This is a genomic window from Acinetobacter bohemicus ANC 3994, from assembly GCF_000367925.1.
Classification (GTDB): domain Bacteria; phylum Pseudomonadota; class Gammaproteobacteria; order Pseudomonadales; family Moraxellaceae; genus Acinetobacter; species Acinetobacter bohemicus.
The window spans coordinates 411,335-426,637 of the sequence record NZ_KB849175.1 but is presented as its reverse complement, the minus strand read 5'-3'; the positions used below and the strand labels follow the sequence as shown (position 1 = coordinate 426,637).

At 40.7% G+C, this 15,303-nt stretch carries 14 protein-coding genes; 7 read left to right on the top strand and 7 right to left on the bottom strand.

The window, feature by feature from the left end; all coding sequences use genetic code 11:
* Window positions 1-98: 98 nt before the first annotated feature.
* Window positions 99-674, top strand: coding sequence for a 1,6-anhydro-N-acetylmuramyl-L-alanine amidase AmpD (gene ampD / locus F994_RS12410; protein ID WP_004650843.1), 576 nt, complete (start codon window positions 99-101; stop codon window positions 672-674).
* A 73-nt stretch (window positions 675-747) separates the two neighbouring features.
* Window positions 748-2,298: a murein biosynthesis integral membrane protein MurJ gene (gene murJ / locus F994_RS12405; protein WP_171065340.1), complete on the top strand. Its 1,551-nt coding sequence runs from the start codon at window positions 748-750 to the stop codon at window positions 2,296-2,298.
* 199 nt (window positions 2,299-2,497) lie between these two features.
* Here murJ and F994_RS17240 read toward each other — a convergent pair whose 3' ends face one another.
* Window positions 2,498-2,656 (bottom strand): DUF1328 domain-containing protein, encoded by a 159-nt coding sequence (locus F994_RS17240; RefSeq protein ID WP_004650841.1) that lies wholly within the window; start codon window positions 2,654-2,656, stop codon window positions 2,498-2,500.
* Window positions 2,657-2,848: 192 nt separating this feature from the next.
* Between F994_RS17240 and F994_RS12395 the strand changes: the two genes are divergently transcribed.
* The gene (locus F994_RS12395) at window positions 2,849-3,301 is read left to right on the top strand and encodes a YcgN family cysteine cluster protein (RefSeq protein WP_004650840.1); all 453 of its coding nucleotides are present in this window, start codon (window positions 2,849-2,851) and stop codon (window positions 3,299-3,301) included.
* Here the strand turns inward: F994_RS12395 and F994_RS12390 are convergent.
* Both F994_RS12390 and F994_RS12385 read right to left on the bottom strand, forming a co-directional pair.
* Window positions 3,298-3,765, bottom strand: a complete 468-nt coding sequence (locus tag F994_RS12390; RefSeq protein WP_004650839.1) for a 2-thiouracil desulfurase family protein — start codon at window positions 3,763-3,765, stop codon at window positions 3,298-3,300. The genes F994_RS12395 and F994_RS12390 overlap by 4 nt on opposite strands.
* 119 nt (window positions 3,766-3,884) lie before the next feature.
* The gene (locus F994_RS12385; protein WP_228128051.1) at window positions 3,885-6,035 is read right to left on the bottom strand and encodes a bifunctional diguanylate cyclase/phosphodiesterase; all 2,151 of its coding nucleotides are present in this window, start codon (window positions 6,033-6,035) and stop codon (window positions 3,885-3,887) included.
* A gap of 292 nt (window positions 6,036-6,327) precedes the next feature.
* On the opposite strand from F994_RS12385, the gene F994_RS12380 reads away from it, so the two are divergent.
* The gene (locus F994_RS12380; protein ID WP_004650837.1) at window positions 6,328-7,602 is read left to right on the top strand and encodes a replication-associated recombination protein A; all 1,275 of its coding nucleotides are present in this window, start codon (window positions 6,328-6,330) and stop codon (window positions 7,600-7,602) included.
* Window positions 7,603-7,877: 275 nt separating this feature from the next.
* Here the strand turns inward: F994_RS12380 and purC are convergent, their stop codons facing one another.
* Genes purC through dapA form a run of 3 tightly spaced genes read right to left on the bottom strand, consistent with a single transcriptional unit; the run spans window position 7,878 to window position 10,152 of the window.
* A complete protein-coding gene (purC, locus tag F994_RS12375; RefSeq protein WP_004650836.1) occupies window positions 7,878-8,597 on the bottom strand; it encodes a phosphoribosylaminoimidazolesuccinocarboxamide synthase in 720 nt (239 codons plus the stop codon).
* Between the two features lie 36 nt (window positions 8,598-8,633).
* On the bottom strand, window positions 8,634-9,239 hold the full coding sequence (locus F994_RS12370) for a hypothetical protein (RefSeq protein WP_004650835.1): 606 nt from the start codon (window positions 9,237-9,239) through the stop codon (window positions 8,634-8,636).
* A gap of 13 nt (window positions 9,240-9,252) precedes the next feature.
* Window positions 9,253-10,152: a 4-hydroxy-tetrahydrodipicolinate synthase gene (gene dapA / locus F994_RS12365; RefSeq protein WP_004650833.1), complete on the bottom strand. Its 900-nt coding sequence runs from the start codon at window positions 10,150-10,152 to the stop codon at window positions 9,253-9,255.
* A gap of 719 nt (window positions 10,153-10,871) precedes the next feature.
* Between dapA and mhpT the strand changes: the two genes are divergently transcribed.
* The 3 genes from mhpT to F994_RS12350 all read left to right on the top strand — a co-directional run bounded on the left by mhpT (window position 10,872) and on the right by F994_RS12350 (window position 13,964).
* A complete protein-coding gene (mhpT, locus tag F994_RS12360; protein WP_004650832.1) occupies window positions 10,872-12,077 on the top strand; it encodes a 3-(3-hydroxy-phenyl)propionate transporter MhpT in 1,206 nt (401 codons plus the stop codon).
* Between the two features lie 194 nt (window positions 12,078-12,271).
* Window positions 12,272-12,904: a bifunctional nicotinamidase/pyrazinamidase gene (gene pncA / locus F994_RS12355; RefSeq protein ID WP_034697175.1), complete on the top strand. Its 633-nt coding sequence runs from the start codon at window positions 12,272-12,274 to the stop codon at window positions 12,902-12,904.
* A 103-nt stretch (window positions 12,905-13,007) separates the two neighbouring features.
* Complete coding sequence (locus F994_RS12350) at window positions 13,008-13,964, top strand: bile acid:sodium symporter family protein (RefSeq protein ID WP_004650830.1); 957 nt, start codon at window positions 13,008-13,010, stop codon at window positions 13,962-13,964.
* Between the two features lie 60 nt (window positions 13,965-14,024).
* On the opposite strand, the gene F994_RS12345 is transcribed toward F994_RS12350, so the two are convergent.
* On the bottom strand, window positions 14,025-15,278 hold the full coding sequence (locus F994_RS12345; protein ID WP_034697174.1) for a hypothetical protein: 1,254 nt from the start codon (window positions 15,276-15,278) through the stop codon (window positions 14,025-14,027).
* Window positions 15,279-15,303 lie beyond the last annotated feature (25 nt).

The following is a 15,303-nucleotide window of genomic DNA, read 5'->3' as shown; positions in this document are numbered from 1 at the left end:
TCAATGGATTTTATCTTTGTAATTTTAGATTTTAAGCTTAAAGTTTAAGGATTGCGCTAAAATCAGCGGCTTAAACCAATAAGACTCAGGATAGAAATATGCAACAGGCAGCGTCTTTTCAGGTCATCGATGGTCAGTTAATCGGTGCAAGGCAAATCGCATCCCCGAATTATAATCAACGTCCTGAACAGACCGAAATTCAGTTGCTTGTGGTACATAATATTAGTTTGCCACCCTCGCAGTTTGGTGGCGGCTATATTGAACAATTTTTTCAAAACCAGCTCGATTGGTCTGTACATCCTTATTTTCAAACCATTGAAGGGATGCAGGTTTCTACCCATCTGTTAATTTTGCGCAGCGGTGAAGTTCTACAATTCGTCAATTTTAATGACCGTGCTTGGCATGCTGGGCGTTCGACTTATTTAGCGAAAAAAGAATGTAATGATTATTCGATAGGCATTGAACTCGAAGGCAGTGATGACACGCCTTTTGAAGAGGTTCAGTACACGGTTTTAGCTGAAGTGATTGGTGTATTGCAGGCAGCATACCCTAAAATCTTACAGCATTTGGCGGGACATTCCGATATTGCGCCGGGACGTAAAACCGATCCCGGGCCATTTTTTGATTGGTCAAAAACCAGAGCGTTAATACAACAATGTAAAGCAGAGCAATAACACCTCGAGTTTATGATTTAACAACGAAATTCCTGTGGAGTTTCTTTACAATAGCGACTTATTTTAAGACTGGGTGGAAACGATGGCGCTTTGGCGGTCGACCTTTATTGTGAGTGCAATGACGATGTTGTCTCGGGTCTTGGGTTTAGTCCGAGACATCGTTTTGCTTAATGTATTTGGTGCAGGTAAAGATTTCGATACCTTTGTGGTGGCGTTTCGTATTCCGAATTTTTTTCGGCGGCTCTTTGCCGAAGGGGCATTTTCACAAGCTTTTATTCCTGTCTTAACCGAATATAAAAGCACGAAAACGCATGCCGAAGTGCAAATTCTGATTAGTCGAGTGTTTGGTTGCTTAGCGACCTTTATGACCGCTTTGACGTTTATTGCCATGATTGCGGCCCCTGCGATCTTGTATATCTATGCACCAGGCTTCCATGATGACCCTGAAAAATTTGCTTTAGCAACGGACATGTTCAGGCTGACGATTCCTTATTTACTGTTTATGTCGTTGACTGCTTTTGCCAGCAGCATCCTTAATAGTTACGGTTCATTTTCAACGCCTGCTTTTGCACCGGTTTTATTAAATATCACCATGATTGCAGGCGCATGGTGGTTAACGCCGTATATGGCTGAACCGATTATGGCCTTGGGTTGGGCGGTCGTGGTTGCAGGTGTGCTGCAACTGGCGATTCAAATCCCAGAGTTATGGCATAAAAAGCTGCTGATTCCACCTAAAGTTGATTTTAAACACGAAGGTGTCGATCGCATCATGAAACTGATGCTTCCGGCATTATTTGGTGTGTCAGTGACGCAAATTAATTTGCTGTTGAACACTATCTGGGCATCATTTATGCAAGATGGTTCAGTTTCATGGTTATACAGTGCAGAGCGTATGACCGAATTGCCTTTAGGTTTAATTGGCGTTGCCATTGGTACGGTGATTTTACCGTCTTTGTCGGCACGTCATGCCGAGCAAGATCAGGTCAAGTTCCGTGGCATGATTGATTGGGCTGCAAAAGTAGTGATGTTGGTGGGTATTCCAGCCAGTATTGCGTTATTTATGCTGTCTACTCCGATTATTCAAGCCTTGTTCCAACGCGGTCAGTTTACTCTAGAAGACACACAAATGACGGCACTGGCATTGCAATGTATGAGTGCTGGAGTCATTTCCTTTATGTTAATTAAAGTCTTTGCACCCGGTTTTTATGCACAACAAGACACCAAAACACCTGTACGTGTGGGCTTAATGGCTGTTGCCGCGAATGCGATTTTAAACGTCGTTTTTATTGGTTTCTTTAAGTTAATTCATTGGGAAGCAGAGCACATGGCATTGGCATTGGCATCTTCAGGTTCTGCCTTGGTCAATGCAGGCATGCTGTATTTCTATCTGCATAAACGGGATATTTTCCGTTTTGGCGCACACTGGAAAAAACTGTTTCTTCAATTTGCGATCGCCAATATCAGCATGATTGCGGTGCTTTGGTATGCCTTGACTTGGTATAATGGTGAGCTATCACAGTGGATTCGTATCTTTGAAGTGATCGGGCTGTGTGTAGCAGGGGTAGTGGCTTATGGCATTGGTTTACTGGCAACAGGTTTTAGACCACGTCATTTAAAACACTAAGTACTGATTAAAAATCTATCCTTTCGCTTAGAAAAATGAATCTTGATTTGAAGTTAATTGACAGAAAAGGGATATTTCAGCAATTAACTTCAACTTCTCTAGATGTGACTAATAAAATTTACCGATGAAAAAAGAGCCACAAATAGGCTCTTTTAACGATGTTTACTTCCTCAGTTTCTATTTTCCATGTAGGGGGACGTTATACTTTGCCTCGAGATAGGAAACCGATAATCGCTAAAATTACCGCGATCACCAGTAAAATAATCGCAAAGTCCTTTGATAAGCCTGCGACACCACCGAAGCCGAGTAAACTGGCGATCAGTGCAATCACTGCAAAAATAATTGCCCAACGAAACATAAGCTTTCTCCATGCGTTGTTATTTTCAAAGTAGATTCAGTATAGAGCTTAGAAATTTCTAGCATTGTTATGCTTCTGTTTATAAAGTGTTCAATTAAATAGTAAGTATATGATTAAAAGTAAAAATAACATTCCTCACATCGTGAACTTGAACACGTTATAATAAGGATTCTTCTTTATTCTTTCACGTTTATGATCGAGCAATTACGTCCGCAATTCTGGAAAAAATACCCTTTAGCTGAGCTTAATCGTGCGGAATGGGAGGCATTATGTGATGGCTGTGGTTTATGTTGTTTAATTAAATTAGAAGATGAAGAACTGCAAGAAGTGGCCTATACCAAAGTGGCCTGTAAACTGTTAGATTGCAAAACTGCACAGTGTAGTAATTATGCGCAGCGCCTTGATTTTGTTCCGGATTGTATTCAATTAACCCCAGAAAAATTAGCGACCATTCACTGGCTGCCAGCAAGTTGTGCCTATCGCCGTTTAAAAGAACAGAAAAAATTACCTTCTTGGCATTATCTAAATACCGGTACACGCAGCAGTGTGATCCAAGCCAGAAAATCGGCAGCAGGTCGCTGTATTTCCGAAGTTGAAGTCGATGAAGATGAGATTGAAGATTATATTGTCCGTTGGGTACGCTAGTCGGATGGGTTTAATAATTCAAAAAAAGTAGCTTCCGAGATCACGTTAAAACCATGTTGTCTTAATAGGGCCGTTGTTACGCCCATCGCACTGACTTTTTGATTGGAAAAAGTGCCATCATAAATAAAGCGACTCCCACAGGAAGGGCTATTTTCTTTTAGCACCACCGTAGATACATGATGCTGCTGTGCCAAAGTTAAGGTTTTATAGGCACCCTCAAGAAAAACCTGCGTGACATCAACACCATCTAGGTCGATGACTTGCGCACGACCGGCTAACACATCTTCTCCAGTGCCCCCAAAAATTTCTGCGGGTTTACGTGGAATGGGCAGTCCGGCTAAAACTTCAGGGCAGGCGGTGATGATTTGTTTAAGTTGAATGAGTTGTTGAATTTGCTCATACACATATGATTTTCCATCATAACGTACAGGCTGACCTGCAAGACAAGCACTGATTAAATACATGGCGGCACCAAGGGTTTATCGGTCTATGGTCTCAATGGAATCAAGTTTTGTCATACAACATTGCGCTCACACATTTACCTTTGCCATATATTGGTACATCGGTGAGCAGCCCTTTCAGATCAAGCATCAGTTGCATCCATGGGCTGTAATAATGCGGTGATATGATCAAATGCCATTGGACGATGAAAATAAAAGCCTTGTCCAATATGACAATCACATGCTTTAAGTGCATCTAATTGTTCTAGATGCTCAATGCCTTCAACCAATATATTTAACGAAATGCTGGCACCAATTTGGCTAATCGCTTTGACAATTGCCATTGCGGAAGGATCATCATGCATATTTTCGATAAAGTTGCGATCAATTTTAAGACAGTCGACCGGATAATTTCTTAAGCGGGTTAAAGACGAATGTCCGGTACCAAAGTCATCTAATGAAATGTGAATTCCGGCTTTCTTTAATAAATTAAGGGCACGAATGACATAGTCAGAGCCACGTTCTGAAAGGCTTTGCTCGGTAATTTCGATTTCCACCATGTCATATGGAATATTAAACTGTGCCAGTCGATTTAAGAGCGTTTCCGCATAATTATCTCTTAAGAATTCGACCGGTGCAGCATTAATTGAAATAGGTAAAAGCTGCATGCCTGAGGCTAACCACTGCGTCATATCTTGAAAGACTTTTAATTGCATAATTTCGCTGATACGCGTCGCAAGTTCATAATCTTGAAAAGATGAAAAAATATGCGAGGGCAGTTGTATTCGACCTTCTTTATCGTACCATCGCAGCAAAGCCTCAAAGCCAATCACTTTAGCATCAGTCAAACGAACTTTAGGCTGATAGAACGGCACGATTTTATCATTTTGAATGATTGCCCGAGCAAGGGCCAATTGTTTGGTGGCAAGCTCGATGGCTTTAAACATGCTGCTCTTAAACATCCGAATGCCGCCACGGCCACTGATTTTAAGATCATTCAAGGCAACATCTGCACATTGCAATAAGGTTGAGCTATTTTGCGCATCCCGAGGGTAAATTGCACAGCCAGTACTCATGCCACCGTTGATATATTGTCCCGCATAACAAATCGGGATATCGAGTTGTAATCGAGCTGTTTTGGCAATCTGTAGTAATTCAGATTCATCGCTTAGGTTGGGCACAATAATCGCGAATTCATCACCGCCTAATCGAGCAACCACGACGCCACTTTTAAAACAACCACTTAAACGTTGACCTAAAATTTGCAGTAAATAATCGCCCGCAATATGACCGAGAGTGTCGTTGATATGTTTGAAATAATCTAAATCAATCAGTAGAAAGCCAACCGATTGTTGCTGTTGACGTGCATTTTGAATGGTCTTTTTAAAAATTTTATTAAATGCCCGACGGTTATATAAACCTGTTAATTCATCTAATTCGATGACTTGTTTGAGTTTCTTTTCAGCAATTTTTTGTGGGCTAATATCACGAGAAACACAGAGGATGCTTTGGGTTAGGCCATTTTTATCCAGTATCGGGGTTAAGGTATGATCCCAATACTGCGCTGGTTGACCTGAAATCACCTTTACGCCATCAAAATGTGCATGTTCTCCTTTTTGGGCATGATGTAACGCATGTTGTCCTGAATTTTGCATAGATTCAGGCAATAAGTTTAACCAAGGCATGCCCCATTTTTTTTCATTGACGGATATATTGAGTGCAAGACAAGCTGAGCGATTCATATAACTGACCAGACCATCCGCAGTTAACATGTTAATGCCATCTAGACTTGCATCTAACATTTGGTTCTGTGCGGTGATTTGTTGAGTCAGTTGAAGCTGTTTTAAATAATGCTCATGTATATCGGTAACGGTGACCATCCAGGCAAAATTGTTTAAATTTTTATGCTGATGTTGTACGGAAATTAAACAAAAGCGATATCCTTTTTGCGCATGCTTAATCCGACACTCTTTTTCAAAATCTTGTTGTGTCAGTAATGAGTGTTGCCATAAAACAATGAAGTGTTCAAAATCTTCTGGATGAACAAATTTTTGCCAAAAATTGATATCCTGTTGATTGAGATTTTTACCAATATATTGGCACATTGCTTGATTATAATAATATTGATTTTGTTTGCTTTTCACCCAAATGAGTTGGGGTAATTCATCTAATAAGGCTTGGGACATTAAATTTTCTGTATGTAATTGAACCTTACTTGCTGCATTCATATGGTCAAGCTGAATATTAAACTCCTGCCTAAGAGGTACTAGCTTGTTTTTGAAAATATATTTCATACAGCTTACCCATTTTAAAATGACCATAGTAATGAGGAAAATGTGATGCTATTCACATAATAATTATATACTTTTTTGATAAAAAGTAGAATTATTAAGCGTAGGTTTTTTTAATCTATAATCACAGTAAGTCGACTTTATTTTATTTCAATGCAGATGCAGATCATTCACAATAATATGGCATAAACTTAAAAAAAAGCGATATGATTTTTTTGTAAAAGCCTTAAATTGAAATACGCGATCGCAAAATTACATAGTAGACTGGTTTGAAGCACAGTAAAGAAATAACAAGATGTCAGACAGTAATATTCCTCTTCCTGAACGGCTCCGCCCACGTGATTTATCCGAAATTATCGGGCAAGAGCATTTGTTAGGCGCCCAAGCACCGTTACGCCAAATGATTGATCAGGGGCATTTGCCTTCTATTATTTTTTGGGGCCCGCCAGGTGTTGGAAAAACCACTATTGCTTTGCTTTTGGCACAAGCGGTTGATCGGCCTTTCGTCAGTCTATCGGCACTCAATACTGGGGTGAAAGAACTTCGTGAAGTCATTGCTGAAAGTGGTGATTTACTGACACCTGTGGTTTTTATTGATGAAATTCATCGCTTTAATAAATCACAACAAGATGCATTACTCAATGCTGTGGAAAAAGGCAAAATTACCTTAATTGGCGCGACCACTGAAAACCCTTCTTTTGAAGTCAATAATGCATTGTTGTCGCGTTGTCAGGTCTATAGCTTAAATGCATTAACCGACGCTGCTATTCAGACCTTGTTAAATCAAGCATTGCAAAATGATGATTTTTTAAAACAGCGCTATATTCAAATTGAAGAATATGAGGCATTGATCCAATTTGCTGCTGGAGATGCACGTAAGGCACTCAATCTCTTGGATCTGATTGCCAGTACTTTTGAACCAGACTTGGAAAATAGCATTACCAATGCCGTGGTGGTGAAAGTCGCCCAGCAAAATATTGCCCGTTATGACAAATCGGGTGAGCAGCATTATGATTTGGTGTCGGCATTTATTAAGTCTATTCGCGGCAGTGATCCAGATGCGACTTTATACTGGATGGCACGTATGCTCAAAGGCGGTGAAGATCCCGTTTTTATTGCCCGCCGTATGTTAATAGCAGCCTCGGAAGATATTGGCAATTCTAACCCAAATGCCTTGTTGCTGGCGGGTGAATGCTTCCGTTCGGTTCAAGCGGTAGGCATGCCAGAATGCCGAATTATTTTGGGCCAATGTGCCGTGTATTTGGCCACCAGTGCCAAGAGTAACAGCACCTATTTAGCGATTAATAAAGCTTTGGATTTAGCTGAAAAGACCGCTAATTTACCTGTACCCTTGCATTTAAGAAATGCACCGACCCAGTTGATGAAAGAGCAGGGTTATGGGGTAGATTATTTATATCCACATAATTATCCTGAGCATTTTATTCTGCAAGAATATCTGCCACCTGAATTAAAAGGCACAAAATTATATGAGTCAGCACGTAATAAACGCGAAGTAGAAGGTGAGCGCTTACAACAACGCCGTTGGCAGCAAGAACAGCAACGGCAATAAATAAAAAAAAAGCCCAACTCAGCAATGAGTTGGGCTAAAAAGGATGTCCGAAATTGGGAGAAGACATCCTTTAGGAATAACGGTTGAGCCAATTAAATTGGGTTTCACAGCCTTAAAGCTGATCTGGTCTGCTATAGGATTATTTTAGCGCGCTAACTGAATTTTGTAAAAACGATCATTTTTATTAAATAAATTCATTTATCCGATCGTTGTGAGCAGTCAGCGTTATAAAAAAACCGAGCCAGCAGGCTCGGTTTTTTGCATCAGCATACGAATTAGATATCAGAAAGATCGATACCTAAACGTGTAGCCACTTCTTCATACGCTTCAACTACACCGCCTAAACCTTGACGGAAACGGTCTTTGTCGAGTTTCTTTTTAGTGTCTTTGTCCCATAGACGGCAACCGTCTGGAGAGAATTCATCACCAAGAACAATACGGTCGTGGAACACGCCAAATTCAAGTTTGAAGTCAACAAGAAGCATATTGCCTTTGTCGAACAAATCTTTCAGTACGTCGTTTACTTTGTAAGTCAGTACTTGCATTTGTGCAAGTTGTTCGGCAGTCGCCCAACCTAAAGCAATGGCTTGAGATTCATTGACCATTGGATCGCCAAGCGCATCGTCTTTGAAGAACAATTCGAAAGTAGGAGGTGTTAACTCTTTACCTTCTTCAACACCTAAACGACGGCACAAGCTACCTGCTGCGTAGTTACGAATGACACATTCAACCGGAACCATGTGCAATTTTTTCACCAGCACTTCAGTCGGAGAAAGAAGTTTTTCAAAGTGAGTTTCAATGCCAGCAGCAGCCAATTTTTCCATGATAAAGGCGTTGAAACGGTTATTAACCTTGCCTTTGCGATCTAGTTGTTCGATTTTTTCGCCATTAAACGCAGAGGCATCATCACGAAAGACTAAAATCAGGTGATCTTCACTGTCTGTTTCATAAACAGATTTCGCTTTACCAGTATAGAGCAAGGTTTGTTTCAACATGGGGGAACCTTTTTCAAAAAAAAATGCCTAGTACGACTAGGCTGGCCAATTTTGGTAAATCTGGGTTAATAGTTCAGCAGCGATTTCTTGGTCTGCAAAGCTATTATCGGCATTGAACACGGCTAGGTTGTTACTTGAACCGACAGATGTCAGTCTTAATACATACACTTTCTGGTCGACTTTAATGGTTACTTCGTAACGATTTTTGCTCTGACCAACAATGTTATGGTTAAGGCTGCTGAGGGTGGCAAGTGTGTACTGCCAAATTGTAGCAGAATTTCCATCAATTTTGAGTAACGGATTTTGATTTCCATCACGAACAAGTTGTGGACGACTGACATTGCTACTGTCCGCTTGACTATTGATTAAGCTGTTTTCTTGCACTTGATTTGGACGGGGAATCGCAAAACGGTTGCCCTTTTTATTTTCCAATTTAGGTGCGTGTTCAAGAGCAAGAGGGTCAACCTTTGGAGCTGGGTACAATGGCGTTGCAGGTCGAACCATTGAGCCTTCAGGATATTTCAGGGGTTCAAGGGATGCAGTATTTTTATAATCCAGAGAACCATTGTTGATTCCCATAGAACTACAACCCATTAAACCAAATGCTGAAAGTGCAAGGGTTAAACCAAAACGTAATTGCATAGTGTTGTGCTCTTTATTGAATGACACCCGAAGCGTTGAGTGCTTCACGCAACGGTGTGCGATATTGTTCTGCAAGAGGAGTTAATGGTAAACGAATACCCGTACCAATTAAGCCCATTTCATGGAGTGCCCATTTCACAGGAATTGGGTTGGATTCACAAAATAGAATATTGTGTAAATTTGCAATTTCGTTGTTCAACGCTTCAGCACGTTCTGCATCACCTGAAATGGCCGCAGCACAAATTTGGCTCATTTCTTTCGGTGCGACATTTGCCGTTACAGAGATGTTGCCTAGTGCGCCTAGCGCGATCAGCTGATAAGCCGTTGCATCATCACCAGAGTAAACGGTCATTTCTTTACCGTGTAATCCTTCAATGAGCGCTTGACCACGGGGTACATCACCTGTGGCATCTTTAATGCCAACAATTTGTGGGATATCAGCCAGACGAATCACGGTTTCATTGAGCATGTCTACGCCAGTACGGCCAGGGACATTATAAAGAATTTGAGGTAGATCAACTGCTTCAGCAATCGCTTTGTAATGCTGATATAAACCTTCTTGAGTGGGTTTATTATAGTACGGAGTCACTAACAATGCGGCATCGGCACCCAGCTCTTTCGCTTCTTTGGTGAGTTCGATTGCTTCATGGGTCGAGTTCGCACCCGTACCTGCAATGATAGGAATACGTTTGTTGGCTACACGAACGATTTCTTTAATCACTTGTTTATGTTCAGCCAGACTTAAAGTCGATGCTTCGCCTGTCGTACCCACCGCAACAATACTGTTGGTGCCTTGTGCAATATGCCACTCAACGAGCTTTTCTAGACCCTTCCAATCTACGCTGCCATCTTCAAACATCGGAGTGACGATTGCGACAATTGAACCTTGGATGATCTGTGCTTGCTGAGTCATTTTAAAAAAATATCCTATTTGTCCATCCGGCAGAGGTAGAAAAACATAAATTTGGATGGGTGCGTATTTTGATTTATAGCAATTTCAATACGATTGAAGTGAATTGAATAATGCTTATGCAAATTATGAACGAACAAACGATGAAGAACAATATGCTTTGGTCAAAGCATATAAAAACTTTATGCAAAGTCGTTAAAATAAATATAGCAAAGTTATGTTAAAAAAATCTTTAGCCCTAAAATTTTAATGAATATCATGGCAAGTGTCAGGCTATTTTTGCATAAAAAATACCAGTAAAAATGTCCTATATGCACTTTAAAGCCAACAGCAGTAAAAATTCCGTGTAAAAACATCAGGATTTAAGATTTAATAAAGCTTAGCATAGACTTTTAAGCTATATAAAACAAGAATTTAATCTATGCAAAACCGTATTAAAAAGTTGCAGAATAATCAGTTAAAACGATGACTGCCATTTTTTTATTTCATTATAAATCGGTCTATAAAGTTGTAATTATAGAGAAAGACGTCAGTTTTTTACGGTAAGGATTATCGGATTAAGTGTTTTTGCGACTATTTGTCATGTTTATTAAAAACGTTAAATATCTATTATTTTTGTTAATACAGTGTAAATCCTTCCACTTATTGGTAGTTATTTGAATTTCCTGAGTCATGGATGATGGCGTTCTATTTTGGACACTGATTGAATAGGGAAATTGCCAATGGAAAGATCAGATAACAGGCATGCTGCAATTACGGTGGCAATCTGCTTTTTAATTGCGGTTATTGAAGGTTTGGATATTCAGGCAGCAGGCATTGCAGCGGCGGGTATTCGTGAAGCTTTTGCTTTAGACAGTTCGCAATTGGGTGTGTTTTTTAGCGCAGGGATTTTAGGTTTATTACCTGGAGCGCTGATTGGTGGGCGATATTCAGATCGTATTGGTCGTAAAAAGGTATTGATTGGCTCGGTTGCAGTGTTTGCCTTATTTACTTTATGTACGGTCTGGGTCAATAGTTTTAACAGTCTTTTATTGGTTCGTTTTTTAGCGGGTGCAGGTTTAGGTGCGGCAATGCCGAATTTAATTACCCTTGCTTCTGAAGCAGTTAAAGCTGAAAACCGAGGACGTGCTGTGGGTCTCATGTATTGTGGTATGCCTGTAGGCGCTGCAATTTTGTCATACATTGCAAGTTTAGATTTTGGTTCAAATTGGAAAAACATTTTTTATTTAGGTGGTTTGCTGCCTATTTTTGTGATTCCAATCATGATGAAGTTTTTACCTGAGTCACGTGAATTTTTAAAAGCAAAAAATACAGTGGAAACCACAGCAGCAACGCAAGGTTCTTTTAAAGATTTATTTAATAGTCATAACGTGGCGCGTACTTGTTTAATTTCAGTGAGCTACTTCTTTACCTTGATGGTGGTTTACATCATGTTAAGTTGGTTGCCTTCATTGTTTATGGAACTGGGCTTTACTCGTAAAGAAGGCAGTACGGCACAATTCTTCTTTATGCTAAGTGCAACAGTGGGTACGGTGGTATTAGGCATGTTAACCGACCGCTGGAAAAAAGCCTATGTCATTATTTTGATGTACGGTGGCATTTTAGCGGGTCTATTTTGTTTAAACGCAGCCAGTTCATTGACGCAAATGTATATGGCTTCAGCATTGGTTGGTGCATTCGTGATTGGTTGCCAAGGTGTACTGTATGCGTTCGGGAGTATTGTTTACCCGACTGAAGTGCGTGCAACAGGCGTGGGTATGGCATCCGCCGTAGGACGTGTAGGTGCAATGCTTGGACCCGCAATTGCAGGTCAGCTCCTTGCTGCGGGCTTTGGTGCAGCAGGGGTGATTTCAGCCGCTATCCCTTGTATCGTTATTTCAGCAATCTTCATGTTGATTTTGGTTCGTCGCTTACAAACAGCAGCTTAAGTTGTTGTTTGATGAAATAGCTCGCATATTGCGGGCTATTTTTTATTCTGTATTAGCCCGTTGATTTGCCCAAGTATTCTTATTCTTTGTAGCACGCGTCATATTATTTTTATCATTAAGCCTGAATACTGAAATTTATTTTGTTATATGCTGAATAACAAAAATGACAACTGACCCAGAATGGACTAAAAATGATGCAAAACAATACCGCGCTGATTGTTGTGGATGTGCAAAATGGTTTTACCCCAGGTGGAAATTTAGCCGTGGCACATGCGGATCAGATTATTCCGAACATTAACCAATTGGCGCAGTATTTTAAAACTATTGTGATTACTCAAGATTGGCATCCTGAAAATCATGTCTCATTTGCCGTAAATCATGAGGCTAAACAGCCATTTGAAACGATTGAACTGGATTATGGTACGCAAGTATTGTGGCCTGTACATTGTGTTCAAGGTACGCCAGATGCAGAACTTCATCCCAAGCTGAATTTGCCCAGTGCTCAATTGATCATCCGCAAAGGCTGTCATACACATATCGACAGTTATTCCGCTTTTATGGAGTCTGATCAAAAGACCAGCACAGGTTTGGCAGGTTATTTAAAAGAACGCGGCATTGATACGGTGTTTATTGTTGGCATTGCCACCGATTTTTGTGTGGCATGGACGGCAATCGATGCGTGTAAGTTTGGTTTTAAAGCCTATGTTATTTCCGATGCCACCAAAGGAATCGATTTAAATGGTTCATTGCAGCATGCATGGCAAGAGATGTTGGCGAAAGGGGTGAAACGGATTTTGGTGAAAGATATTATTCAGCAGCAGGCATGAAAAGTACACAATCAGGTCGAGAACAGAAACACTTTAGCTGGATGAGTCTTGTAAAAAGTGATCTCACGATTCGATACTCGAATAAATAGGGAATGTCACCGTTATGTCTACTTTTTTGTGTTTTACGCAATTTATTCAAAAAACTTTTGCGCTCTGGGTGGTGCTATTCGCGGGTATTGCCTTAATTGTACCGGAAGCCTTTGTCTGGCTTAAAGCCTATATCATCTGGATGCTGGGCATTATTATGTTCGGTATGGGCATGACCATGACCGTAGATGATTTTAAAGGGGTGTTACACAGTCCCAAAGCGGTGGTGATTGGCGTGGTGGCACAGTTTATGCTGATGCCCGGACTGGCTTATCTGTTGTGTCAGTTGTTTCAATTGCCGCCTGCAATTGCGATTGGTGTGATTCTTGTCGGTTGTTGCCCAGGAGGAACGGCATCCAATGTGATTACCTATATGGCCAAAGGCAATACTGCTTTATCGGTGGCGTGTACTTCTGTTTCGACCATTTTGGCGCCTATTTTGACCCCAGCGGTTTTTTATCTTTTAGCCAGTCAATGGATTGAAATCAATGCCTTGTCGATGTTGGGTTCAATTTTACAAGTGGTGCTATTTCCCATCATTTTGGGCCTGATTGTTCGTTCGGTGCTAAAACAAAAAGTAGAGACTTATATTCAAGTCATGCCGTTGATTTCGGTGCTTGCCATTGTGGCCATTGTTGCAGCGATTATTGCAGGCAGTAAGACGCAAATTTTAGAATCAGGTTTGCTGATTTTAGCTGTGGTGGCGTTGCACAATGGTTTGGGTTATTTACTGGGCTTTGGGGCAAGTCGGCTATTTAAATTGCCTTATGCCGATAGTAAAGCCATTGCCATTGAAGTCGGTATGCAAAATTCGGGTTTAGGCGTGGCTTTGGCAGCGGTGCATTTTGCTGCATCACCGATTACGGCAGTACCGAGTGCCATTTTTAGTTTATGGCATAACATTTCGGGGCCAGCACTGGCGACCTATTGGGCCAGCAAAGCCAATCCAATAAAAACAGATTCCATCGAATAGTCTGTTATTTGAAGCGAAAAAAACCGAGCACAGAAGCTCGGTTTTTTTATTGAATTAATTTTAAGATGCTTTCGATTGTTTGGCTTTTAAAATTTCAGTTCTAAAAGTTTGTGCCAATTCAGCCACTTCGCTGTCCATACCATTCATCATAAAGGCATGACGCGTCAGCACATTGGTTGGATTAGGAATGCTGACCAATTGGTAACGATCGGAAATGTCTTTGAGTAATTCATTAGGTAAATGAATTGCACTTTCTTTTGCCGCCAATTGTTGTACCAGCCGCTCTGCGGCTTGCACTGGTGTCAGTTGCATAGCATCGACATGACTGGAAATGGCACTACGGGTTTGTAAAACAAAGCGCTTTTCTTCACGGTAGCGTTTGTATAAGACATCCGACAACAATTGAAACACGGTACTAATCATGACCAAGCATTGCACTGCATTCGGTGTTTCGACCGACATGCTAATGGTTGCACCATGTTCATCAAATTTATGTACTGTAGAAATATCTGAGCTATTGAGTTTGTAGTGTTGGATACACAATTCTGCCGTTTTATTCAGGAAAATTTGACACAAATTAAAATAAGGCACAGAGACTGTTTTAGTGACTGAATCCATCAATTGTTTAGGGTCATAAAACTGAATATTTAAGGCAATACAGTTGTCATTCAGTACCACAGGCTTTGGCTCTTTGATTTTAGCTTTTGCTTGCGCATTATGTTGTGCTTGGGCAATCGCGACAGCAGCGTTATGCTGTTCTTGTTGTAAAGCTTGCGTTAAGGTTTGAATTTCATGTTTCAGGCGTGATTCATTATTAATCCGTGCCAAATATTCGGTACGACTTGGGCGGGCAATTGCACGGTAAGCCAACCAAATTAAACCATGAATGATAAATGACAATAAAATGGCCAACCATTGGGTACGTAAAATTTCACCAATACTGGATTGAATTAAAGTAATTTCAATACTGCCGACTTTCTTTTCATTTTGCAGCGCTTCACGAACAAAGACTTCACCTTGACGTGTTTTGGTTAAACCACCCGTTGCAAGTACCTGATTATTCGCATCTAAAATACGAATAGAAGCAACACTTGGGTTGGTTGCATAACGGTCGGCTAATAATGCTAAGGACACGGTATTGGCAGGTTCAAGCTCGGATAAGCTGTCTGTGACCAATTGTGTGGTCATCAGTTGTCCCTGACTGGCACGATTTGCATTGAGTTGGTGTGTCGTCGCAAGTACCAGTAAAAACGTGTGTAAAGCAAAACTTACAATTAGTAGGCTAGCAAATAGCCCTTGTCTAGGCGCATTCAACGTAAACTTCCAAGGCATTTATATT